Genomic DNA, 1,489 nt, shown 5'->3' on the forward strand with positions numbered 1-1,489 from the left:
TCTAGGGCTTGATTACTTACACAGGGTACTAGTAGAAGGAAGTGTTAACCTGGCAGTATTTCGGCACTCCCTGAAAGTTTTGTCCTGTACATAGGAAATTTTCTTAGATTTGGGGGCATAAAAATCTCTAAACTGAGCTATTTTATACGTTAAGAGAGGAAAAATAAGAGGTGTTAGCTATGAATACATTTACTTCTTCTCATCACGCTATTAATCATTTTGACTGGACCTATCAAAAAAAGCTTGTGCATACGCTGGTTTGTTCGGTGGTAACACAATTGATGTTATTACTTATTAATGTTTTAGTGACAACAGAACAAGGGTATGTTGCTATTTTACGGAGTTTATCCTCATCCTATACGCTGTCAATGAGTTTAATGTTGGGGTTTGCAGCGGGTTTATCTGTTATTTTGGCGGCTCTGCCTTATGATCGAAAAGGTACCTTTTACTTTGTAGTGGTGATTGTCAATATTATTTTAGCGAAAGCTTTACTCCCGTAACTGTCTGTTAAAACGGCCACTTTAGGCTATGGGTGAATTAAAGAGGAGGGAAAGCAATTTTCCCTCTTACTCATTTAACCAGTTATCACTAACAAAAAAAGTCACTCTTACCTTTCTATCCAGTGCTTGCTGGTCGCTGGCTTTGCTGTTTTGGGCTTTTTTATCACCATGGGCGATACTATTAATGCGCTGGTCATCAATGCCTGACTCAAGTAGCATTTGGTGAATAGCATTTACCCGCGCGAGTGATAGCTGATAATTACTATCGTTTTTTCCTCTTATATCTGCAAAACCTTCCAGCTGAATATCAAGTTGAGGGTTGGTATTGAGTGTACTAATCAGGTAGCTAATTTTATCAATTTCTTGCTGAGGTATATCATTTTTTCCTGTAAAGAAATGAATGTCAATGGCTAACTTATCGGTGGCTGATAGTTGCAAATATTCAGCATCTTCAGGTACTGAGACTGTTTCATTTTGGTTGAGTTGAGTGCGTAAAGACTGAATTTCTTGTTCTGCGCTAGAAAGTGCTAAAGCATTTTGTTCAGCTTGATCGGCTAATGCTAAGCGTTCACTGATAAAATCACCAGCAGCAGCGCCTAAAACCACCCCAAAAGGTCCGGCAGCCAATCCTCCTATCACCATTCCTGAGCCACTCATTAATAGTTTTTCTTCAACCTCGGCAACAGGTTCATCAGCATGAAGTGTCGAAAATGGAAAATTAATTAATAAACAAAATACTGAAGCAAGCAGTTGTTGTTTCATCACAGAATCCTTGAATAAGCTTGAAATCGAGTTATGTGTAGTATTAAAAACTTACAAAACGACATACCCAGGTAAAGAAAAAGGAATTGTTGAGATTAATTCTGGCGAAATATGGCATTTCTATGTACAGGGCAGAAAGCTGAATAACTTTGAGAAATCAATTGGTTAGAAGTGAATTGATCCTTCATTGGTATTACAATTCAGGCTGCGAAACCATTAAGAATTGT

Annotated in this window: 2 protein-coding genes; one reads left to right on the top strand and one right to left on the bottom strand. The window is 38.0% G+C overall.

What is annotated here, in order from left to right; translation table 11 throughout:
• The first annotated feature begins 179 nt into the window (after nt 1–179).
• A complete protein-coding gene (locus F607_RS0126980; RefSeq protein ID WP_027710465.1) occupies nt 180–500 on the top strand; it encodes a hypothetical protein in 321 nt (106 codons plus the stop codon).
• Nucleotides 501–566: 66 nt separating this feature from the next.
• Here F607_RS0126980 and F607_RS0126985 read toward each other — a convergent pair whose 3' ends face one another.
• Entirely contained in the window at nt 567–1,262 is a 696-nt protein-coding gene (locus tag F607_RS0126985; RefSeq protein ID WP_027710466.1) for an OmpA family protein, read from the bottom strand.
• Nucleotides 1,263–1,489: the final 227 nt, after the last annotated feature.

Source organism: Zooshikella ganghwensis DSM 15267 (genome assembly GCF_000428585.1).
Lineage (GTDB): Bacteria > Pseudomonadota > Gammaproteobacteria > Pseudomonadales > Zooshikellaceae > Zooshikella > Zooshikella ganghwensis.